The organism is Streptomyces sp. NPDC037401 (genome assembly GCF_055602345.1).
Genome location: NZ_JBVJWO010000031.1, coordinates 60,052 through 77,225 on the forward strand (window position 1 = coordinate 60,052; position 17,174 = coordinate 77,225).

Annotated in this window: 34 protein-coding genes; all 34 read right to left on the reverse strand. The window is 70.3% G+C overall.

Going from position 1 to position 17,174, the window contains the following annotated elements:
• Window positions 1–24 precede the first annotated feature (24 nt).
• Window positions 25–789, reverse strand: coding sequence for a GntR family transcriptional regulator (locus ACZ7H1_RS28145; protein WP_470790586.1), 765 nt, complete (start codon window positions 787–789; stop codon window positions 25–27).
• A gap of 115 nt (window positions 790–904) precedes the next feature.
• Window positions 905–1,507: a hypothetical protein gene (locus ACZ7H1_RS28150; RefSeq protein WP_470790587.1), complete on the reverse strand. Its 603-nt coding sequence runs from the start codon at window positions 1,505–1,507 to the stop codon at window positions 905–907.
• A gap of 39 nt (window positions 1,508–1,546) precedes the next feature.
• Complete coding sequence (locus ACZ7H1_RS28155) at window positions 1,547–2,047, reverse strand: hypothetical protein (RefSeq protein ID WP_470790588.1); 501 nt, start codon at window positions 2,045–2,047, stop codon at window positions 1,547–1,549.
• The gene (locus ACZ7H1_RS28160; RefSeq protein WP_470790589.1) at window positions 2,044–2,493 is read right to left on the reverse strand and encodes a hypothetical protein; all 450 of its coding nucleotides are present in this window, start codon (window positions 2,491–2,493) and stop codon (window positions 2,044–2,046) included. The genes ACZ7H1_RS28155 and ACZ7H1_RS28160 overlap by 4 nt, the downstream gene beginning before the upstream one ends.
• Window positions 2,490–2,741, reverse strand: a complete 252-nt coding sequence (locus ACZ7H1_RS28165; RefSeq protein ID WP_470790590.1) for a hypothetical protein — start codon at window positions 2,739–2,741, stop codon at window positions 2,490–2,492. The genes ACZ7H1_RS28160 and ACZ7H1_RS28165 overlap by 4 nt, the downstream gene beginning before the upstream one ends.
• On the reverse strand, window positions 2,738–3,112 hold the full coding sequence (locus ACZ7H1_RS28170) for a DUF2493 domain-containing protein (RefSeq protein ID WP_470790591.1): 375 nt from the start codon (window positions 3,110–3,112) through the stop codon (window positions 2,738–2,740). The genes ACZ7H1_RS28165 and ACZ7H1_RS28170 overlap by 4 nt, the downstream gene beginning before the upstream one ends.
• A gap of 157 nt (window positions 3,113–3,269) precedes the next feature.
• The gene (locus tag ACZ7H1_RS28175) at window positions 3,270–3,605 is read right to left on the reverse strand and encodes a hypothetical protein (protein ID WP_470790592.1); all 336 of its coding nucleotides are present in this window, start codon (window positions 3,603–3,605) and stop codon (window positions 3,270–3,272) included.
• A gap of 66 nt (window positions 3,606–3,671) precedes the next feature.
• Window positions 3,672–4,061 carry a hypothetical protein gene (locus tag ACZ7H1_RS28180; protein WP_470790593.1) on the reverse strand — a complete coding sequence of 130 codons (390 nt, stop codon included), beginning with the start codon at window positions 4,059–4,061 and terminating at the stop codon, window positions 3,672–3,674.
• 46 nt (window positions 4,062–4,107) lie between these two features.
• The gene (locus ACZ7H1_RS28185) at window positions 4,108–4,383 is read right to left on the reverse strand and encodes an FDXHR family putative zinc-binding protein (RefSeq protein ID WP_470790594.1); all 276 of its coding nucleotides are present in this window, start codon (window positions 4,381–4,383) and stop codon (window positions 4,108–4,110) included.
• A 96-nt stretch (window positions 4,384–4,479) separates the two neighbouring features.
• A complete protein-coding gene (locus ACZ7H1_RS28190; RefSeq protein ID WP_470790595.1) occupies window positions 4,480–4,839 on the reverse strand; it encodes a response regulator transcription factor in 360 nt (119 codons plus the stop codon).
• Complete coding sequence (locus ACZ7H1_RS28195) at window positions 4,836–5,258, reverse strand: DUF4326 domain-containing protein (protein WP_470790596.1); 423 nt, start codon at window positions 5,256–5,258, stop codon at window positions 4,836–4,838. Before ACZ7H1_RS28195 ends, ACZ7H1_RS28190 begins: the two co-directional genes overlap by 4 nt.
• A gap of 70 nt (window positions 5,259–5,328) precedes the next feature.
• The gene (locus tag ACZ7H1_RS28200) at window positions 5,329–5,985 is read right to left on the reverse strand and encodes a class I SAM-dependent methyltransferase (RefSeq protein WP_470790597.1); all 657 of its coding nucleotides are present in this window, start codon (window positions 5,983–5,985) and stop codon (window positions 5,329–5,331) included.
• A gap of 169 nt (window positions 5,986–6,154) precedes the next feature.
• Entirely contained in the window at window positions 6,155–6,556 is a 402-nt protein-coding gene (locus ACZ7H1_RS28205; protein ID WP_470790598.1) for a hypothetical protein, read from the reverse strand.
• Complete coding sequence (locus ACZ7H1_RS28210) at window positions 6,553–6,843, reverse strand: hypothetical protein (protein WP_470790599.1); 291 nt, start codon at window positions 6,841–6,843, stop codon at window positions 6,553–6,555. Before ACZ7H1_RS28210 ends, ACZ7H1_RS28205 begins: the two co-directional genes overlap by 4 nt.
• Window positions 6,840–6,977, reverse strand: coding sequence for a zinc finger domain-containing protein (locus ACZ7H1_RS28215; RefSeq protein ID WP_470790600.1), 138 nt, complete (start codon window positions 6,975–6,977; stop codon window positions 6,840–6,842). Before ACZ7H1_RS28215 ends, ACZ7H1_RS28210 begins: the two co-directional genes overlap by 4 nt.
• The gene (locus ACZ7H1_RS28220; RefSeq protein WP_470790601.1) at window positions 6,974–7,645 is read right to left on the reverse strand and encodes a PDDEXK family nuclease; all 672 of its coding nucleotides are present in this window, start codon (window positions 7,643–7,645) and stop codon (window positions 6,974–6,976) included. Before ACZ7H1_RS28220 ends, ACZ7H1_RS28215 begins: the two co-directional genes overlap by 4 nt.
• Window positions 7,646–7,650: 5 nt before the next feature.
• Window positions 7,651–9,003: a replicative DNA helicase gene (locus ACZ7H1_RS28225; protein ID WP_470790602.1), complete on the reverse strand. Its 1,353-nt coding sequence runs from the start codon at window positions 9,001–9,003 to the stop codon at window positions 7,651–7,653.
• Window positions 9,000–9,962 carry a hypothetical protein gene (locus tag ACZ7H1_RS28230; protein WP_470790603.1) on the reverse strand — a complete coding sequence of 321 codons (963 nt, stop codon included), beginning with the start codon at window positions 9,960–9,962 and terminating at the stop codon, window positions 9,000–9,002. Before ACZ7H1_RS28230 ends, ACZ7H1_RS28225 begins: the two co-directional genes overlap by 4 nt.
• Window positions 9,963–9,997: 35 nt before the next feature.
• On the reverse strand, window positions 9,998–10,186 hold the full coding sequence (locus ACZ7H1_RS28235; protein WP_470790604.1) for a hypothetical protein: 189 nt from the start codon (window positions 10,184–10,186) through the stop codon (window positions 9,998–10,000).
• The gene (locus tag ACZ7H1_RS28240) at window positions 10,183–11,025 is read right to left on the reverse strand and encodes a hypothetical protein (protein WP_470790605.1); all 843 of its coding nucleotides are present in this window, start codon (window positions 11,023–11,025) and stop codon (window positions 10,183–10,185) included. Before ACZ7H1_RS28240 ends, ACZ7H1_RS28235 begins: the two co-directional genes overlap by 4 nt.
• Entirely contained in the window at window positions 11,022–11,282 is a 261-nt protein-coding gene (locus ACZ7H1_RS28245) for a hypothetical protein (RefSeq protein ID WP_470790606.1), read from the reverse strand. The genes ACZ7H1_RS28240 and ACZ7H1_RS28245 overlap by 4 nt, the downstream gene beginning before the upstream one ends.
• On the reverse strand, window positions 11,279–11,647 hold the full coding sequence (locus ACZ7H1_RS28250) for a hypothetical protein (RefSeq protein ID WP_470790607.1): 369 nt from the start codon (window positions 11,645–11,647) through the stop codon (window positions 11,279–11,281). The genes ACZ7H1_RS28245 and ACZ7H1_RS28250 overlap by 4 nt, the downstream gene beginning before the upstream one ends.
• A 73-nt stretch (window positions 11,648–11,720) precedes the next feature.
• Window positions 11,721–12,500, reverse strand: coding sequence for an ATP-binding protein (locus ACZ7H1_RS28255; RefSeq protein ID WP_470790608.1), 780 nt, complete (start codon window positions 12,498–12,500; stop codon window positions 11,721–11,723).
• Window positions 12,501–12,508: 8 nt separating this feature from the next.
• Entirely contained in the window at window positions 12,509–13,327 is an 819-nt protein-coding gene (locus ACZ7H1_RS28260; RefSeq protein WP_470790609.1) for a PD-(D/E)XK nuclease-like domain-containing protein, read from the reverse strand.
• An 88-nt stretch (window positions 13,328–13,415) separates the two neighbouring features.
• Window positions 13,416–13,652, reverse strand: a complete 237-nt coding sequence (locus ACZ7H1_RS28265) for a hypothetical protein (protein ID WP_470790610.1) — start codon at window positions 13,650–13,652, stop codon at window positions 13,416–13,418.
• A 337-nt stretch (window positions 13,653–13,989) separates the two neighbouring features.
• Entirely contained in the window at window positions 13,990–14,520 is a 531-nt protein-coding gene (locus tag ACZ7H1_RS28270; RefSeq protein WP_470790611.1) for a hypothetical protein, read from the reverse strand.
• Window positions 14,510–14,767, reverse strand: a complete 258-nt coding sequence (locus ACZ7H1_RS28275) for a hypothetical protein (RefSeq protein ID WP_470790612.1) — start codon at window positions 14,765–14,767, stop codon at window positions 14,510–14,512. Before ACZ7H1_RS28275 ends, ACZ7H1_RS28270 begins: the two co-directional genes overlap by 11 nt.
• 88 nt (window positions 14,768–14,855) lie before the next feature.
• Window positions 14,856–15,038: a hypothetical protein gene (locus ACZ7H1_RS28280; protein ID WP_470790613.1), complete on the reverse strand. Its 183-nt coding sequence runs from the start codon at window positions 15,036–15,038 to the stop codon at window positions 14,856–14,858.
• Window positions 15,035–15,304 carry a hypothetical protein gene (locus ACZ7H1_RS28285; protein WP_470790614.1) on the reverse strand — a complete coding sequence of 90 codons (270 nt, stop codon included), beginning with the start codon at window positions 15,302–15,304 and terminating at the stop codon, window positions 15,035–15,037. The genes ACZ7H1_RS28280 and ACZ7H1_RS28285 overlap by 4 nt, the downstream gene beginning before the upstream one ends.
• Window positions 15,301–15,870 carry a hypothetical protein gene (locus ACZ7H1_RS28290; RefSeq protein WP_470790615.1) on the reverse strand — a complete coding sequence of 190 codons (570 nt, stop codon included), beginning with the start codon at window positions 15,868–15,870 and terminating at the stop codon, window positions 15,301–15,303. Before ACZ7H1_RS28290 ends, ACZ7H1_RS28285 begins: the two co-directional genes overlap by 4 nt.
• On the reverse strand, window positions 15,867–16,193 hold the full coding sequence (locus ACZ7H1_RS28295) for a hypothetical protein (protein ID WP_470790616.1): 327 nt from the start codon (window positions 16,191–16,193) through the stop codon (window positions 15,867–15,869). The genes ACZ7H1_RS28290 and ACZ7H1_RS28295 overlap by 4 nt, the downstream gene beginning before the upstream one ends.
• Window positions 16,190–16,486 (reverse strand): hypothetical protein, encoded by a 297-nt coding sequence (locus ACZ7H1_RS28300; RefSeq protein WP_470790617.1) that lies wholly within the window; start codon window positions 16,484–16,486, stop codon window positions 16,190–16,192. The genes ACZ7H1_RS28295 and ACZ7H1_RS28300 overlap by 4 nt, the downstream gene beginning before the upstream one ends.
• Window positions 16,487–16,591: 105 nt before the next feature.
• Entirely contained in the window at window positions 16,592–16,870 is a 279-nt protein-coding gene (locus ACZ7H1_RS28305; protein WP_470790618.1) for a helix-turn-helix domain-containing protein, read from the reverse strand.
• Between the two features lie 15 nt (window positions 16,871–16,885).
• Window positions 16,886–17,116, reverse strand: a complete 231-nt coding sequence (locus ACZ7H1_RS28310) for a helix-turn-helix domain-containing protein (RefSeq protein ID WP_470790619.1) — start codon at window positions 17,114–17,116, stop codon at window positions 16,886–16,888.
• Window positions 17,117–17,174: the final 58 nt, after the last annotated feature.

Below are 17,174 nucleotides of genomic sequence, written 5' to 3' on the forward strand. Positions count from 1 at the left end.
CGGCGGGGGCGCTGCCAACGCAGGTCAGGCCGGGAAGTCGTAGACGAGCAGGAACCTAGACGCGTCCAGAACCATCCGGTTCACCTCTACGACACGGTCGCGCGTGTCGTAGGCGTACCGCGTCAACTCGACCACAGGAGCGGTGGCTGCGATAGACAGGTCAGCCATCTCGTCAGCGCGTGGCATCCGGCATCGGACTTCCTCTCGGAAGCGAACGGGACCATGGCCACCCTCGGCAAGGCGGGCATAGATGCCGCCGGGCCCAGTATCGATGCGGGTGATCGCAGTACCGCGGGCCAGATCCTCTGGGATCATCGATGTAGCGCGCATGACAGGAACGTGATCGACGAGATAGCGCCGGGCGCGCGTGAAGACGAGGGCGCCGGGCTTGAGGCCAAGCGCTCGTGCCGCATCCGGGCTGGCCTCGACCTGCTCCATCCTGACGTCGGTGGCTTCGAGATCGCGGTCGTCGATGTCGACGTCCCACATCGACTTGCCCTGGCCCCACTGCTCAGAGGACAAGCGCTTGAGGGCGTTGCGCACGATGGGTTGCCACTGGCCGGCGAGGACGTAGACGCCCTTGCCTTGGCGCGCTTCGGTGAGCCCTTCGGTAGCGAGAATCGAGATCGCGTGGCGGATGGTGAGGCGGGCTGCGTCGTACTCCGCCATAAGCTCGGCCTCGGAAGGGAGCTTCTCGCCCGGGGTGTAGACCTTGCGTTCGATCTTGTTGCGCAGGTCGTCGGCGATCTGCTTGTAGCGGGGCGGCTGCCCCTTGGGTGCTCGCGGCACTGCTCTCCTCCCGAAGACTTATCTGTAGCAGAGTAGCTCCTACAGTTAAGCCCAGATCAGAGCAGTGCACATGCCGGAAGGCCCCGCCCACCACAACGGTGGGCGGGGCCTTCGTTCATGCTGCGGCTCGTTGCGCGAGCGGCAGTTGCAGCACTTCAGCGTGCCCGTACTGCTGGCTGCAGCCGGGGCAGCGGGCGCCGGGGGTGTCGATGGTGACGCGCATGGTGCCTCCGCAGGGGCAGGCGACCGCTATGCGACGGGGGGCGGGTCCGCCGCCGATGATCGCGGAGCATTCGGCGGCGAGCCGGCGGACGTCCTGCGCAAGTTCGTACACGGCAGGGTGGGCGTCGCAGATCCACAACAGCTGGGCCTGCAGGAACACGGTCGCGCCGTCGACGGTCTGCTGGACGTCGCCGCGGAACGGGGGCGGCTCCCAGCCGAGGGTTTCGCGGACGTCTCGCTCCCAGGTGGTGACGACGCCTTCGATGCCGCCGCGGGCCCGGAGATCGAGGACGCGCTCGTTGACGGGGAGGGGTGCGGTGCGGCTGCCGGACCGGCCGCTGTCGCCTCGCCGGCTTGGGGTGAGGTGCACTTCGAGCTGCCGGTAGAGGTCGGGCAGGGAGGCCAGGTTGCCGGCGAGTCGTTCTTGGCAGCCGGGGTGTACGCGGACGGTTGCGGGCGCGCGGCAGATTTCGCAGCTGGCGATGGCGTCGGTCACGGTCGGGCTCCTCGTGCGGGCGGTACGGGGCGGGGCGGGTTAGGCGGGCAGGTCGCCGCGGAGGGCGCGGAGTAGTTCGGTCAGCTGGTCTGCGGGCAGGTGCTGGCGGGCCCAGTGGCGGGCGTCGTCCATGCGGCGCTGCAGGCGGCCGGCGGAGCGTTCGATCCGTTCGGCGCGTTCCTTTTCGGCCCGGTACTGCTCGACCAGTTCGGTGTGCTGTTGGCGCCAGATGCGGCGTGCGTTGGTGAGTTCGTGGTCGCGGACGTTGAGGGCGGCGTCGGCGTCGGATCCGTAGCAGAGGCGGTCGTTGGGGTGGGCGTCCTGCCAGCGCATGCCGGGGTTGCACTTCTCGTAGAACGCTGCCGCGTACCGTTCCCGCATTCCGGTGCGCGGGTCCCAGGCGGCGCACAGGGCGGCGCAGTCGGGGCCGTAGGTGTGCTGCTGGGTGCAGGCGGGGCCGCAGTCTGCGGGGGCGCCGCACGGGCAGGGCGGGGTGTCGGCGCAGGCGGGGCGGACTGGGGTGGCGGGTGTCTCGGTCACAGGTACTCCTCGGGTGCGATCAGGTCGGTGACGGGTCGGAGGCCGCGCCAGGTGGGTCTGCTGGCGGGTCGTCCGGCGTCGGATGCAATGCGGGTCCGGTGGTCGTGGAGCCATTCGGCGAGCTCGTCGTCGGTCCAGTCCCGGTCGACGGCGGGTTCTCGGGCCGGGGGCGGGCTGGACGGCTGGTGCGTCCACCACATGCCGCGGCGTTGCAGCTCGCGTTCGACGTAGCCGAGGTCGGTGGCGGTGTTGGCGCGGGTGTGGCTGGTGTCGGGCCAGGGGGCGTTGGTGAGGGTGCCGGTGAGTTGGTGGTAGAGGGTGGCGAGGTCGTCGTCGGCGAGGCGGGCGAGGTTGCGGACGTCTGGGGCTGGGGCTGCCGGGCCGGGCGCCGGGGCCCCGCCGTGGCAGGGCTCCGGCGTCCACAGGGGCAGCTGCGTCGCGGTCACGTCGTGCTGCCGTCGGCTCGGGTCTCGATGGAGATCCAACTCGCCGCCGCGCGGCGCATTCGCCGCTCGACTCGGGCAGCCCGCTTCCGGGCGCGCCGCTCGGTGAAGCAGTAGCCGCGATCCCAGTCGAGCTCCAGAGTCAGGCTCGGCCAGGGCTGTCTGAGCTCCACTGTCCACCGCCAGGAGAAGCGGCTGGCCTGGTGGATGTCTGTGGTCGTGTAGTAGCCGCTCCCGTCCGGCTTTCTCACGGCAGGGTCCTCTCGGTGACGGGGATGCCTGCCCGGCGGGCGAGGCGGACGGTGTGGGCGGTGCCTCGGGAGTCGTTGCGGCTGAACGCGAGGCAGATGTCGGCCCCGGCGGCGACCATGGCGGCGTTGCGGATCGGGCCGGCGGCCTTGCCGTGGGCGTCCCAGTCGGCGCGGTGGACTTCGGTCGGGACCATGGCGGTGACGGCCCACTGGTAGGCGATCCGGTCGGCACCGCGGCAGTCACCGACGACGAGCTGCACGTCGCGGCCGTCGGGTCGGGCAAAGAGGATCGCGTCGAGGGCGTTGTAGATCACGTCGTGGTCGAGCCAGGTCCGCGACCCGGTGACCAAGATCCGGTACGGGGTGGTCACGGCCGCTCCCACGGGTGCCGGTGATCCTCAGCGAAGGCGAGGCGGCCACCGATGGCCAAGGGAGCGGAGTGGCGGCCCTCGTGGCCCTCGGGGAGATCGCAGCGCGCGGTCCCGTGGATCGGACGGGCGTCGCAGCCGCGCAGTTCGTCGGCGGCGGTCACTGTCCGGCCCCCGCGCTCTGGGTGCGGCGCCATGCGTCGGCCACGCTGTGCCCGTTGACGGTGACGTGCGGGGCAGCCTCGCGGGCCAGCTTGAGGGCGGTGTCGAGGTCGAAGCGGTGGGCGTTCAGCCAGTCGTCGCCGCGGTCGTAGGGCTTGACTCCTTGGGCCCAGATGCCGTCGTCGCTGAGGCAGGACCCGAGGCGGGTGACTGCCCACCTGTCTTCGCCGCGGCACTCGACGGTGATCGCGAAGACGCCGTGGTTGATGTCGGTCTCGGGGAGGATCGAAACCTCGTAGTGGGTGACGCGGACGGTGGGCTCGGGCAGGGTCATCGGGGTTCCTCCGGTGTGGTGTTGGGGTGGCCGGCCCGCGGGGCGACGGGCCGGCCGGGGCGGGGGTCAGGCGGACGGGTCGACCTCGGGGTGGGTGAAACGGACCGGCTTGCCGAGGCTGCGGGCGTAGGCGATCTCCGCCCGGGTGCTGGTGCCGATGTAGTCGCCGACGACGAGGACTTCGTCAGCGAGCCGGATCTTGGCGCGGTGCAGGTCGTCGAGGCGGACCTTGAGCTCCTCGGCTTCGGCGGGGTCAGCCCAGCGCGGGTGCGGGGACTTCATGTCGCAGCCGGGCATGACGACGATGTGGCCGTCGGCGGTGAGGTTGAGGTCGGCTTCGTCCATCTCGGTCATGAACCGGGTGCTGCCGCAGAGGCAGACGATCTTCGGGATGTTGAGCTGATGCTTGCCCTCGGCGAGCTTTTCTGTCGGGGTGAGGAGCTGGGGGTAGGTCATGTCGGGCCTTTCGGGTGTCGGTGTGGCGGCGGGTGGCTGTACGGGGCTAGCTGCCGGTGGTGAACCAGGCGGGCCCGTCGGGGGCGGGGTTCTGCCAGAGCTGGCCGTAGGGCTTGTCGACGGGGACGAGTCCGACGGTGGCGGGGTCGGTGCAGCGGCGGTCGCGGCCGAAGGTGCCGATGCGGTGGCGGTCGGCGGCGGTCTCGCCGCTGAAGGTGCGGCAGCAGCCAGCGCAGTGGCTGCGGGTGGGGCCGGTCCACCAGCTGCCGCATGCGGCGTGGACTATGGCGGTGGCGGGGCGGGGGTCTTGGGTGTGGGTCATCTTTGGGGTTTCCCGTCGGGTGGGGCCGTGCTGTGCGGCCCGGATGGCGTGGGTGAAGGTGATTGCCTTAGGAGGGGGGTCGGGAGGCCCAGGGAGTTAACTCGCGGGTAGCTTCCGTGCCGCTCGCCGCTCCGCCTGGTACGCCAACTCGCCCTCCCAGCAGCCGTGCGGGCAGTCCTTCGGGTCCTCGCCGCGGTAGACGTGCGCCGCGTACCCGGCGTGATCGCCATGGCGGCGAGGCTTGCCGTCGAGGAGACCGGCCCGGCAGGCGAGAAGGACGGCTTGCGGCGCCTTGCGGGCGCCAAGCTTCCGGAAGACGCGGACGGCGATGGTCTCGATGCCCGTCGGCGAGTAGCCGAGCTGTTCGCCGATCTGGGCGTGGGATTCGCCGTTGGCGATGCGGCCGAGGACCTGGGACTCAAGCTCGGTCAGCTGCGGCCGGGCGGGCGCGGTCACGACTCGCCGCCGTACAGCCTGGCCGTGTACTCGCGAAGGATGTCATCGGGGTCGGCGTCGGAGTTGGCGAGGGCGATCAGCACCGCCGCGTGGCAGACGTCCGGCCGGCCGTCCTCGGGCAGGGGGCAGGTGCAGGCGAGGTCCCGGCCGCGAAGGTCCGGCAGCCCGGCCAGGATTCGGCTGCGGTCGAAGATCTGGCGGCCGATCCGGTACGTCGGGCTGTACCAGCTGCCCGCCGTTCCGACGCGCAGCCACTCGGCGAAGTTGACGACCGCGGCGCGGCGGGGGTCACCGAGCCCGGCGTCGATGGCGTCCTGGATGGTGAAGGGGTTGCCGTATCGACTGGGTCGGCTGACGATCACGGTGTTGTCGGGCTTGCGCCAGCCCTTGGTGCGGCGGCGCTGAATGCGGACGGCCATCACGGTTCTCCTTCGTCTGGGATGCTGGGGGTGCCCGCTCCGGTGTCCGCCCGGAGTGGGCGTCGTGCTGTCAGGCGGTCGCGATGACGAGCAGGCACCGGAGCGTTTCGGGGTCCGGGTACGGGATGTGCTGCACCTGGACCCGGCTGAACCCGACCCGCTCGAGGAGGTCGGCCCACTGGCCGGCGGTGTGCTGCCAGCGGCGGACGGTCAGGTCGTCGCGGCCCTCGAGCCACCGGCCGGCCATCCGCTGGGCACCCCACTCGCCGGCTGCCGGCTCGCGGTGGGAGAAGGCGAACACGCCGCCGGGGCGAACATGCCGCCGGACGAGGGGCAGGAGTTCGGCCGGGTCGGTGTACCAGGCGGCGCCCCACGTGGAGTAGATCGCGTCCCAGTGCTGGTCGGTCTCGGCGAGGTAGGTGCAGGCGTCGGCGGTGATGAACCGGGCGTTGGTGATGTCGGCCCAGAGGCGGGCGGCTCGGCGGGTTTGGGTGGGTGACAGGTCGACGGCGGTGACCTCGGTGCCGGTCTCGGCGAGGGCGGCGGCGTTCTCGCCTTCGCCGGGCCCGAGGTCGAGTGCGGTGGTGGGCCAGTCGAGGAGCTCGAGGCCGGGGCCGTGGCCGGGGATGCCGGTCCAGGTGAACGCCGGCCGGTCGGGGCGGGTGTAGCGGGGACGGTAGAGGTCCCAGTAGTCGGCGATGGTGGCGGGCAGGGCGGCGGTGGTCATCGGCGTGCCTTTCGAGTGCGGAGGTCGGTGAGGAGTTCGGCGCGGTGTCGGGCTTGTTCGTCGGCCCGGGTGTGGGGCGATTCGGGCAGTGGCCGGGGTTCGGGCTGGGGTCGGCTGCCGCCGAAGGTGCCGTCGGGCCACTGCTCGGCGAGGAGCCGGTCGAGGGCGGTCACCTGCCCGGTCCGATCGGCAGCTCGGTCTGGATCCCGGTGCGGGCCGCGTTGAGGGCGGTGCAGCGGCGGCACGGTTCCTCGAAGTGGATGGGGCCGGAGCCGAGCGCCCAGGCCTTCCGGAACTTGACGTAGTCGGCGAGCGTTCCGTGGGTGGCCATGTCGTCGATGGCCTCGTCGGTCATCTCCGGCTCGTCGAGGGGGACGTGGCAGCCGCAGGGGCATCCGCTCTCACCGCCGATTCCGAGGGCTGCGGTGTACGCCCAGCACGCTTGGTGCTCGTGGCGCTGGCACGGAATGCAGATCGTCGTGCGCTCGCCGAAGGGGACGACGGTTTTGCCGGGGCGGAGTTCGGAGTCCTGGGGTCGGTAGCCGCGGCTTCGGCCTGCTCCTCGGGTCATGCCGCCGTCTCCTCGTCGACCGCGTGGACGGTGAACCGGCCGTCGGGGTGCCGGATGATCCAGTCGCCGTAGAACGCGATGACGTGGCCGGGGCGGTTGCCGATGCGGAGGCCGATGCATTCGAGGCGGCCGTCGTCGCCGGCGGCGTAGTAGCCCTTGGCGAACACGCCGTAGCTGTCGATGTCGTGGTCGACGCGGCTGATGTTTCGGGCGGTGAGGTGCCAGGTGCGGCATCCCGCCTGCTCGAGCTGGGCGACCTCGAGCGGCTTGGGCGTGGTCTCGGTCATGCGATCTCCTCCTGGGTGAGTGCGATGCGGGCGGGGTGGGTGTCGACGGGCCTGCCGTCGTTGTGGCAGGGGGTGCCGGGTGCGGTCTGGCAGGTGGGGCAGACGTCGGTGGCGACGGCGTGCGCGGCGGTCACGCGGCTCGCGCTCCGTGCTCGAATCGGGCAGTGCGGCCAAGGGTGTAGGCCGCTTCGAGGTGCGGCCCTGCCGGGACCCGAGGGTCAAGGAGCGCCCGAGTGAGGTCGCCGCTGGGGACTGTGCGGCTCGGCCTGCAGTACGGGATGGGGTAGGCGCCCCACTTGCGCCACGCCTCCAGGTCGCTCGGCCGGATCGTCGTCAGGTCGGTGCCGAGGCTGGCCAGGTCGTCGATGGCGAGGAAGTAGTCCAAGCCGTAAAGCGGCGGCGGGTAGTCGCAGTCGTCATCGCAGCGGTGCAGCTGCCCGCAGTTGGAGGACCGGGTGACGCTGAAGTGGAGCGGGGTGGCGCCGCATGTGTCGGGAATCGGACCGAGGATCAGCAGGCCGGTTGTCCCGCCGTGTGCGCCGATGCCCTTAGTGGGGTGCACGGCATCGGCGAGGAGGGTCATGTCCAGGCGTTCGCCGGTTCCCTTTACCTCGACCCACCATCCGAGGTCGGGGAGGTGGAAGTCGGGGAGGTAGGGGCGCTGCTGGTCGCCGACGAGGAAGCCCTGGGGTTCGTACTCCCAACGGATGCCGAGGTCGTTGAAGACGGTTGCCCAGCGGGCTTCGAGGCGGGAGCGGAACAGGTGTCCGGAGTAGTAGGTCTCGATCGCGGTGATGGCCATGCTGATCACATCCGTCCCATGGAGCGCAGGCGGGCGTAGTGCCCTTGGAAGGTGAGGGCGACGGTTCGGCCGGCGGCGCCGTTGCGGTTCTTGGCGACGATGAGGTCGATCTCGCCGGCGCGGGGTCCGGTGTCGGAGCCGTCTTCGGCGAGGGGGCGGTGCAGCAGGACGATCACGTTGGAGTCCTGCTCGATCGCCGACGAGTCCTTGAAGTCGGTGACGACGGGCTGGCGGCCGGCGGCGTTGCGGTTGAACTGGGCGAGGGCGACGACGGGGATCTCGAACTCCATCGCGAGGAGCTTCAAGCCGCGGGACAGTTCGGCTACCTCGTTGGCGCGGGTGGCGTTCGACTTCGAGTTCTCCGGCGTCATGAGCTGGAGGTAGTCGGCGACGACCATGGCGGGCGGGGTGCCACGTGAGGCCATCCACCGCATGCGGGCCCGGATCTTTCCGAGGGTGAGGTTCGCGGAGTCGTCGAGGATGAAGTTCGCCGCGTTCTGCATGGCGGGCGCCGCTTTGAAAATCTTCGCCCAGTCGTTGTCGTCGAGCTTGCGGCGGATCAGCCTGTCCAGCGGGACGCCGGCTTCGGCGGAGGTGAGGCGGGCCATCAGCTCGCTGCCGCCCATCTCCATGCTGGCGACGAGGACGGGCCTGCCGCGGGTGAGGGCGACGTGCGCGGCCAGGTTCATGCCGAACAGCGACTTGCCTCCGCCGGTCGCGGCGCCGACGGTGACGAGCTGGCCGGGCTTGAGTTCGACGACGTCATTCAGGTCGGGCCACGGGGTGTCGAGGGCGTTGGGGTCGGCGCCGGCTTCGAGCTCGTCGAGGAATCCCATCCACCGTTCGGACACGGCGAGCCGGACGTCGGCGGGCGCTTTCCCCGTCGCGGCGGCCTGCAGTTCGGCCATGGCCTCGTCGACGATGTTGGCGGCGGTGCTGGCGGCGGCAAGGACGCGCTGGGTAGCGCGGCGGGTGGCTGTCAGGACGGTGCGCAGCTGGGCCTGTTCGCGGACGAGGCCGGCGTAGTACTCGCCGTTGGCCGCGGACGGTACGGCGTGGACCAGGCTGTGGAGGTACGGCGCGCCGCCGACCTTGGCGAGCTCACCACTGGCGAGAAGCGCGGCAGCGACGGTGATCGGGTCGATCTTCGGGTCGCGGGTGGCGCCGTACAGGTCGAGGATCGTGCGGTAGATCGTCTCGTGCCGCGGTGCCCAGAAGTCCTGCGGTCCGGCGAGGGTGTCGGCGATCGGCTCGATGGTGGTGCGGTCGAGGAGCATGGCGCCGAGGACGGCCTGCTCGGCTTCGGCGTTGTGCGGGGGCGGCACTTCGAGGACGTCGTCCCAGGCGGCTTCGGTCATGCTGCGTGTCCTTGTCGGGAGGGGTGGCATGCGGGGCAGGGGGTGAGGCGCCGGAGTCCGTGGTCGTCTTCGGTCTCGCGGGTGCGGCTGATCTCGTCGCAGTCGGGGTCCTTGCACCAGGCCGGCAGGTCAACCGGCGGGCCGGAGCGCTGCTGGCTGCCGGGGGAGGGGTCGGGGTACTCCAACCAGATCGTGAGGAGCAGGCTGGCGAACTTGATCGGATCGCGCGGATTCCAGCGGCTGACTGCGGTGTCTACGAGGCTGTCGACTCCGCGCTTGTTGATCAGCTGCTGGATGGCGAGCAACTGGAAGTTGCTGAGTCGCGCCCAGCTGACGCGGATGCCCTTGCTGGCGAGTTTGTCGATCAGCGGCTGAGCCCAGTCCGGCGTCTGTACGCCCTGCTGCGGGACACCTTCGGGCCGTCCTGCCTGCAGGCTTTTAAAAGGCATGGCATGGCTAGGCGTGACACCCTCCATAGCGTCACGCTGTGACAGACCCGCCTGACCTGCGGCGGAACCCTGAAAGTGGGGTTCAGATTGCGCGCCGTTTGAGTCGCGGAACGTTTCATTCCGCGCGCCGTTTGCGATGCGTTTCGCATCGGCACCCCTCGCTCGGGACTTCGCCTGGCGGTCCGCGGCGCCCTTCCGGGCGGCCTCGACCTGAGCCTTGGTGGAGTTCCTGCCGCCCTCGAAAAAGTCGTGCATCAGGTAGTCGCCGGAGGCCGGCTGAGGGCAGCGGGGGCAGTCGTGGTCGGGGCCGTGCCAGAGGCCTGCCTCGATCAGCTTCTTGACCTGAGCGGGCGTCCCGAATGCCTTCACGATGGACTTCGGGACGCGCCCCTCGAGGAGGTGCTGTGCCGAGTACGCGCCGCACCTCAGCCACAGACCGAGGGCAGCGTTCCCGGCCCGAATGAACTTCGGGTGGGAGTGCGCCGAGTCGTCGATCTTGAACCAGGGCATCCGACGTCTTCTCTCTGGCTGGTGCGGGTGGTGGTCTAGGCGGCGGCTGGCGGGGCCAGCTCGTCGTCGAACCGGCGGCTGCTGGGTCGGTGCTGGTCGCAGCGCCAGCCGGCGGCGTAGAGCCGGGCGGGCTTCTGACACCAGGGGTTGCCGGTCTCGCAGAACCCGGGCGTGGTCCGCGGGTACGGCGGCGGGGTGATCGCCCGGCGGGGCTCGTCGCTCATGCCGCCGCCCTCGTCTTCTGCCGGTACAGGTCGAGGGCGCGCTGCAGTCCGTCGCGGGTGATGCCGAGGCGTTCGGCGATCTGCACGCGGGTGTAGCCCTGCCGCTCGAGCTCGACGCAGTTCTCGCCGTGTGCCATGTATCGGGGGCCGTTTGCAACGGCAGGCTCGAAGTCGGGGTCGTCGTAGTCGTCGCCGTCCCAGTAGGCGGTGCCTACCCAGCCGTTCCGTACACCGCGGCGTCGCGCACTGGTGATGGCGCTGGCGTTGCCCCAGGGCTCCTGACCTGCAAGCTCGTCACAGAGTTTCCGTACCGAGGCTGCGGTGAAGAGACGGACGGTTTCGGGGCGTTCGCGGAGCAGGTAGGCGATGTAGCCGTCGCCCGTGCCCATGTGCTGCTCGAGAGGCCTAGCGGTCCAGCCGTCGGCGGTGAGGGCTTCGAGGCGGCGCAGGGTTCCGAGGCTGGATACGCGGGCACCGTTACGGGTTGGCTGGCTCGTCGGCTCGGGGAGGGGGATTGCGAGGATGGCGGCGGCTGTGTAGTGCCTGATCGGCGACTTGGTGCGGATGATTTGGTAGACGTGGCTGGGGCCGAGTCCGGCCTGCTCGTTGATCTGCTTGTCGGTCATGCCGGCGGCGCGGAGGGCCCAGATGCGGGCGATGACCCTGCCGGAGGGGACGAGGGAGGACCGGCCGATGCTGCGCAGGTATTCCCACTTCTTTGCCTCGGCGGTTGCCGCATCGGTGCATGGACGACAGCTGCATCCCTGGCGGTAGCGGCGGACGTCGCCGTGATCGTGGCGCGTGCCCGGCTGGCGTGCCTGGCGGATGGCGGTGCTCATCGGTGGTCCTCCTGACTGCGCTGGCGGGGAGAGTGGGCGGCGGCCTCGGCGAGGAGCTGTTCGCGGGCGGCCTTGGCGGCGTCCGGGTCGCGTGAGGCCCTGGCCTGCTGGCCTGCCTCGAGGTCGAGGTCGTCGAGCTGGGCGGTGGCCGCGGCCCGCTTTTCGCGGTCGCGGTGCCAGGCCCACCAGGCGGCGAGGATGAGGCCGAGGGCGAGCCAGGCGGCGAGGCTGATCCACAGGCAGACGAAGGCGCTCATGCGGCCCGCCCCCTCAGCGCCGCGGCCCGCTTGGCGGCGACGGCCTTGCCCTTCGGCGTGAGCTCCCAGACGGCGATCCGGTGCCCGTGGGTGGACTCGAGCGTCGACGGGACGACCTGGCCGGTGTGCTGGATCAGACCGCCCCGCCGCATTGCGTTGATGGCGGCACCGAGGAAGCCGTGCCCGAGCTCAGGCAGCAGGTCGCGGACGTCGTTCGCGGATGCGGCTCCCCGGGCGCGGAGGACGGCGAAGACGGCCTGCTCGACGAGGAACTGGCTCCAGTGGGACTGCTGGGCTATCTCCTCGAGGAGGAGGTCTTTCTCGGCGGAGGCGTGGCGTTCGGCGACAGAGAGACGACGGGTCATGGCGGTGGTCCTCTCGCTTGCGGGGTATGTCTGGGGTGGGCGGGCCGCCTTGCCTGCGGCCCGCCCGGTGGGGCTACTGCTGGGCGGGCTCGGGCTCGGCGTTCAGCCAGGCCAGGAGCGGGCCGGCGATGTCGCGTGCTCCATTGGGGCGCTCGATGACCTTCCGGTTGAGCGCGGGGCAGCGGGACTTCAGCACCTCGAGCCGGTTATCGATGTCCATCGCCACGGCAATGTCGAACTCGTACTCGATGCCCTTACGCTGCTCGGGCCGCGTGCCGACCCGCTTGGGCTCCCGCTTGCCGCGCTCGTTCTCCTCCAGAACCCACTCGGTGTAGGAGCGCATCGAGGCGACGACGTGACCGGGGTACGACAGGAGTGCGGCGACCATGTCGTTCTGGATCGGCGTGCCGTCCTTCCAGCCGGCGAAGGCGTTGCCGCCGTACTTGCCCTTGGCCTTCTCGACCTGGTCGAGGGTGCCGTCGGTGCCGGTCCAGAAATGGCTGAGGCTGTCGATGAAGATCGTCGGGTATCCGGCCTGGCCTGCGGCGGCGATGGCCTTCTCCAGGTCGCGGGGGTCGTAGCGGTCCATGGCGAGGGTGTCGAACTGGATGCCGCCGATGCCGGCGTACAGGCTGGCGGCGCCCTTCTCGGTGTCGATGACGGCGAAGCGCTTGCCCTCGGAGAGGCCGTGGGCGATGCCGAGGCCAGTCCAGGTCTTGCCTGATCCCGACATGCCTTGGATGGAGAGGCGGGCCTTGCGGCCAGCCTTGCTCGCAGGGCGGAAGGCGAAGCCGGGTTCGGCGGACTGCGGCTGCGGACGGGCGGTGCGGACGGGCGGGGGGAGCTGGGACATGGACGCTCCTAGGCGTACTGGCGCTCGATGTAGGGCGGCAGGGAGATGACGGTGGAGTGCTCGTCATAGGCGGGCCAGTGGCCGGTCTCGCGGCCGTACAGGTAGCGGCTCGCGGCGAGGTTGGTCAGCTGGGCACCGACGTAGCGGGCCATCGGGTCGAGCTCGGCGACGGTCACCAGGTAGGGCGGCTGTTTCTCCTGGCAGACGAACTTGAGGCCAGCCCCTTCGGGCAGGAGTCCGAGTTCGATGGCGCCGCGCCGGTAGATGTGCTCTTGGATGTGGTAGCCGAGCTCGTGGATGGCCTTGCTGAGGTAGTCCGGGTGCACGGACCGGGTCGTCTTGTAGTCGGCGAGCAGGTCGGGCCGGAGCCAGTCGTAGCGGCTGCGCCACCACATCGGGCCGTCGGGCCAGAAGACCGACTGCTCGGCGACACCGCTGCCCGGGGTGAAGATCTCCGACGCCTCGGGATGGGCGACGAGTGCTTCGGCCATGTCGCAGATCCGCAGGTAGTCGGCGGGCTTGAGCGGTATCCCGCCGGCCTCCCGGATCGCTGCGACCTCGGCCTTGATGTCCTTCGTGTTCCAGATCTCCGCTTCGACGACGACCAGCTCGGGCCCGTCGCCGAGGATCACCGTGTGGGCCGCGGTTCCGAACTCGAAGGCGGGCTTATGGGGTTGCGGGTTGTCGAGCTGCCACTTGAACCGGGCCGGGCAGTCCGCGAGGACCTTCGCACCGGAGGCGGAGAGGCTGCCGCCGGGGATGGGATCCCGGTGATACAGCTCGGCCGGGATGTCGTACAGGCCGGGCTCGATGGCGTCGGCGGTCACTCGGACAGCTCCTCGAAGCAGTCCTCGCAGAGCGGGCCCTTACGGGTCGGGACGAACGGGCCGTTCTCGTCGCCGCATCGGGCGCAGTTCACGCCGCCTCCCGGCCAGCCGCGACCATCTGCAGCTTGGTGATGCCGTGCAGGTCGTGCTTGGCGATCTCGATGGCGGTGGCGAACTCGGGGTAGAGCGTGGCGAGCCGGCTGAACTCCTGGTAGTCGGCGTGCGCGATGGCGGCGATGAGATGCCGGGTGAACGTGCCGGGCTCCATGCCGCCGGACCGGCTGTAGTGGTACAGAACGTGCTGCGCGGTCGCGGGGCTGATCATGGCTGCTCCTGGTTCAGGGATGGGGGGACCCAGCCCCTGGCGTAGGGGAGGTGGGGCTGGGTCCTGGCCGGAGCGGCTGCTCGACGGCCGGTCGGGTGGATTGGGGACCCGCCGCATCGGTCTCGTGTCATCCGCGGCGGCGGGCCGGTATCAGGCGGCCTTGCGGCCGCGGAGGGGCGCCTGCCCCAGCGGCATGACGCGTATCGGGCGGGCCGGCGGGGTGGCGTTGGCCGGGCGGCTGCCTTCCCCGCGGGTGGCGGTCACCGGTGCTTCCGGGTGTCGGCGAGGATGAGGGCGAGGGCGGCGATACCGAGGACCGCGCCGATGATCAGGCCGCTCATGCCGGGACCCCCGGCACGTCGTCCGGATCCCCGACCGCGAGGTTCCCCTCCGCGGCCGCACGGATCTTGGCCACCCACTCCGGCACGGGCAGCGGCTGCTCCCACCGGGCAGCGCCCTTCTCTTCCGCATCGCACAGGTCGAGCACGGCATCCACGCAGCGGCTGAGGAACGACATCTCCTCGGCGACGGTGGGCTCCTTGCCGACGTACCGGTCCTCGAGCTCCTTCGCCTGCCGTTCGGCCGTGGCCAGCTGCGTGCGGAGCTCGGCGACCTCGGCCAGCAGCTGACCGACGGCCAGCTCGGCCCGGGAGCGCTGCCCGGCCTCGGCTTCCCGCTGCCACGCCTTGTACTGGTCGCAGGCGAAGACGCTGTCGCACTCGTCGTTGGCCTTCTCGCACGGCGCGCACTCTGCCCAGCCGCCGAAGACCTGGTGCAAATGGGAACCCAGCTCATGTTCGGCGTGCATCGCGCTGCGCATCAGCTTGATCTCGGCGAGAGGGTCGTCGAGGCGGTTGTCAGCGACCATCGGAGTCACCCGCCTCGGCGCACTTGCTGTGGATCTCGGACTCGGCCCTCCAGGTCGCGGCCTCCGCCTCAAGCTCGCGGTAGATGTCGGCGTAGTCCTTGACGGTGCCGTCCGCGTTCTTGTTGAACGGGTTGCGCGTCTGCTCGAACGTGCGCTGACGGCGGACCTTCTTTCCACACGCCTCGCACGGCACGGACTTCGTCGCGGTCAGCGGGACGCGCTCGAAGCGATAGGTGGTGTAGCTCACGGCTTCCTCCAGGTGATGTGCGCCCACCGCAGGAGGGCGAGAGATCCGACGAACAGGGCGGCGTCCCAGGCGGCGATACGGCGGCCGGTCACCGGACACCCGCCAACACGGCGGCGATCTCGGCACGCAGGGCGAGCAGCCGGGCCTGGCCCTGCTCCAGCTCGGCACGCACCGTCGCCGAGGCCGCCAGCACCGCGGCGCCGCGGTGGGCGCGGGACTTGTGGCGGACCAGCGCGACACGGGCAGCGGGCGACTTCAGACGGGCGGTCACTGGGCCACCGCCTTCAAGTCGGTGCGGGTGCCGAACGCCTCGAACGACTCGACGTAACCGGCCCGCAGGCTGTCCGCGAAGTTCGGATCAGGCGCCCAGCCGGTCGCTCGCCGGCGAGCCAGGTACAGGTCGACGCGGTAGCTCGACTGCACCGCCTCGGACCAGGTGTCGATCGGGCCGAACGCCTCCTGGTACCAGAGGTCCTCGGCGTTCAGCGCCGCCTGCACGGCCTCGTTGCGCGCAGCCTGCGCGTCCGCCGCGTTCACGACGCCACCGCCGTCAGCGCGCTGTAGACCGGCGTCTCGACGAACTCGCGGTAGAGCCGCCCGCGGTACCCCTCGCGCCACTGAATCGGGCCGTGGCACCTGCGGTACGGGTTGTGCATCCACCGCGGGTGGAGCGACAGGCGACCGCAATCCGGGCACGCGATCTTCGGGCCGATCGGCTCGCTGATCGTCTCCGCGCGCTCGTGCACGGTCGGCCGCCGCACTTCGATGCCCCCGTCGATCGCCTGCTCACGACTGAAGTCCGGAAGGTCGCAGTAGTCCTCGTACCGGCGGAGCGCGGCATCCTCGGTCTCGGCGCTCACCGCGATGACGTAGGTGTTGGTCACCTCGAAGGCGATGAAGAACTCGCGTTCGTTCAGGTCCCACTCGCGGCTGCGATCCAGGCTGCGGGCGCCGGCCAGTGTCATGTCCTCGATGTCCCAGTCCGGGGCGGCGGGTACGGGGCGCGGCCAGCGAGTGCTGAAGTACTCGTGATCACCAGAGTGGCGCAGCTCGAGCTGGCACTCCTGGTAGGTGGACTCGGGATTCGGTTCGCCGCACTTCACGACTTGCCTCCAGTGGGCGGGCACGGGTAGCGGTAGGCGCCGGTGAACGGGCAGCGGCTGTCGACGTCGAGGTCGAGGACCGTGTGTCGCAGCTCGGCGGTGTCGCCCGCGCCCGCCTTCACGCGGTTCGCGTCCAGGCGCTGCCAGTCCTCGGCCGTCGGGTTGATCAGGTGAGCGATGTACGCCTCGTGCTCGGCGATGGCCCGCGGCTCGCAGCGGCGGCACTTGTCGTCCTCGCAGTCATCGAGGTGCAGTTCGTGGAGGCGCGGCGCCCGGTCGTACTCCAGCAGCGCGGACAGCAGCTCGCGGTCGGAGGCGTTCATCGCTGGCCCCCGGTCGCCTCGTAGCGGGCAAGGGCCTCACGGTCAGACTGACGCGCCGACCAGTACGTGTAGACCAGCTCACGCATCGCCGCATCCCGCTCCGCAACCGGCAGCTCCTCGAAAGCCAGGAGACCGATCTCCTCGACCTCGAAGCCCTCCGGGCGGGTCGCCAGCAGCAGTTCCTCCGCCTCGGCGAACAGCGTTGCGAAGGGCGTCAGGACGGGGAGGCCGCACGTGATGCGGTCGAAAGCGTCGGGGACGATGTGGTCGGGGTCGGGCATGATGGGTTCCATCGGGGTCCTCTTCTCTCTGCGGTAGCTGCAGGTGAGGGGTGGATCGCGGTAGGCCTCGACTGTTCGGCGACCTGCCAGAAGCCGGCGGTCGGGGCCGCATAGCCGCTAAGCGGCGACGGGGGCGAGCGACTTACGGCTGGTGCGCCGCGGCGGCCGAATCGGCTGCACGCGGTCGAGCTCGTACCAGCGCTGCAGGTCCGCCCGGCTGACGTTGATGGGCCCCGTCCCCCTGCGGCTGCAGGGATAGCCCTGGGCAACACGGCGGTAGACCGTCTTGACGCTGACATCCAGCAGCCAGGCCACTTCAGCGGCGTTGAAGAACGGCGCGTCGAGATCCTGCGGCTTCGTCGGAACCTTGGCGTTCGGCGACCGATTGCTAGCCACCGGTCCTCCTTTCTGTTACCTCTCGCGATTTGCGAGCAGGTCGTCGTCTGTTGCGTCAAGCGCGGTGCGGAGAGGGATGTAGATCTCCGGGCCCACACGACGGCGAGATCCGCCTTCGAGCTTTCGCAGGTAGCTGGCACTGCAGCCGACCTGTTCAGCGAGGTGCGCTATGGAGATCCCTCTTTGCATGCGCTTCCTGCGCATGGCCACTGCCGCCACCTCGAAGGTGGTTGGGGCTTGGTGCATGCCTAAAAGCTACCCACTGACACCCCTGCTGTCTACCCATAGATACCCCTTGAGTGCG

Bases quoted from the DNA above. Each gene is read 5' to 3' on its own strand.
- ACZ7H1_RS28175 (WP_470790592.1), bottom strand. From the start codon at position 3,605: ATGACCCTGCCCGAGCCCACCGTCCGCGTCACCCACTACGAGGTTTCG.
- ACZ7H1_RS28180 (WP_470790593.1), bottom strand. From the start codon at position 4,061: ATGACCTACCCCCAGCTCCTCACCCCGACAGAAAAGCTCGCCGAGGGC.
- ACZ7H1_RS28185 (WP_470790594.1), bottom strand. From the start codon at position 4,383: ATGACCCACACCCAAGACCCCCGCCCCGCCACCGCCATAGTCCACGCC.
- ACZ7H1_RS28195 (WP_470790596.1), bottom strand. From the start codon at position 5,258: ATGGCCGTCCGCATTCAGCGCCGCCGCACCAAGGGCTGGCGCAAGCCC.
- ACZ7H1_RS28200 (WP_470790597.1), bottom strand. From the start codon at position 5,985: ATGACCACCGCCGCCCTGCCCGCCACCATCGCCGACTACTGGGACCTC.
- ACZ7H1_RS28205 (WP_470790598.1), bottom strand. From the start codon at position 6,556: ATGACCCGAGGAGCAGGCCGAAGCCGCGGCTACCGACCCCAGGACTCC.
- ACZ7H1_RS28210 (WP_470790599.1), bottom strand. From the start codon at position 6,843: ATGACCGAGACCACGCCCAAGCCGCTCGAGGTCGCCCAGCTCGAGCAG.
- ACZ7H1_RS28220 (WP_470790601.1), bottom strand. From the start codon at position 7,645: ATGGCCATCACCGCGATCGAGACCTACTACTCCGGACACCTGTTCCGC.
- ACZ7H1_RS28225 (WP_470790602.1), bottom strand. From the start codon at position 9,003: ATGACCGAAGCCGCCTGGGACGACGTCCTCGAAGTGCCGCCCCCGCAC.
- ACZ7H1_RS28230 (WP_470790603.1), bottom strand. From the start codon at position 9,962: ATGCCCTGGTTCAAGATCGACGACTCGGCGCACTCCCACCCGAAGTTC.
- ACZ7H1_RS28235 (WP_470790604.1), bottom strand. From the start codon at position 10,186: ATGAGCGACGAGCCCCGCCGGGCGATCACCCCGCCGCCGTACCCGCGG.
- ACZ7H1_RS28240 (WP_470790605.1), bottom strand. From the start codon at position 11,025: ATGAGCACCGCCATCCGCCAGGCACGCCAGCCGGGCACGCGCCACGAT.
- ACZ7H1_RS28245 (WP_470790606.1), bottom strand. From the start codon at position 11,282: ATGAGCGCCTTCGTCTGCCTGTGGATCAGCCTCGCCGCCTGGCTCGCC.
- ACZ7H1_RS28250 (WP_470790607.1), bottom strand. From the start codon at position 11,647: ATGACCCGTCGTCTCTCTGTCGCCGAACGCCACGCCTCCGCCGAGAAA.
- ACZ7H1_RS28255 (WP_470790608.1), bottom strand. From the start codon at position 12,500: ATGTCCCAGCTCCCCCCGCCCGTCCGCACCGCCCGTCCGCAGCCGCAG.
- ACZ7H1_RS28265 (WP_470790610.1), bottom strand. From the start codon at position 13,652: ATGATCAGCCCCGCGACCGCGCAGCACGTTCTGTACCACTACAGCCGG.
- ACZ7H1_RS28270 (WP_470790611.1), bottom strand. From the start codon at position 14,520: ATGGTCGCTGACAACCGCCTCGACGACCCTCTCGCCGAGATCAAGCTG.
- ACZ7H1_RS28295 (WP_470790616.1), bottom strand. From the start codon at position 16,193: ATGAACGCCTCCGACCGCGAGCTGCTGTCCGCGCTGCTGGAGTACGAC.
- ACZ7H1_RS28300 (WP_470790617.1), bottom strand. From the start codon at position 16,486: ATGGAACCCATCATGCCCGACCCCGACCACATCGTCCCCGACGCTTTC.
- ACZ7H1_RS28310 (WP_470790619.1), bottom strand. From the start codon at position 17,116: ATGCACCAAGCCCCAACCACCTTCGAGGTGGCGGCAGTGGCCATGCGC.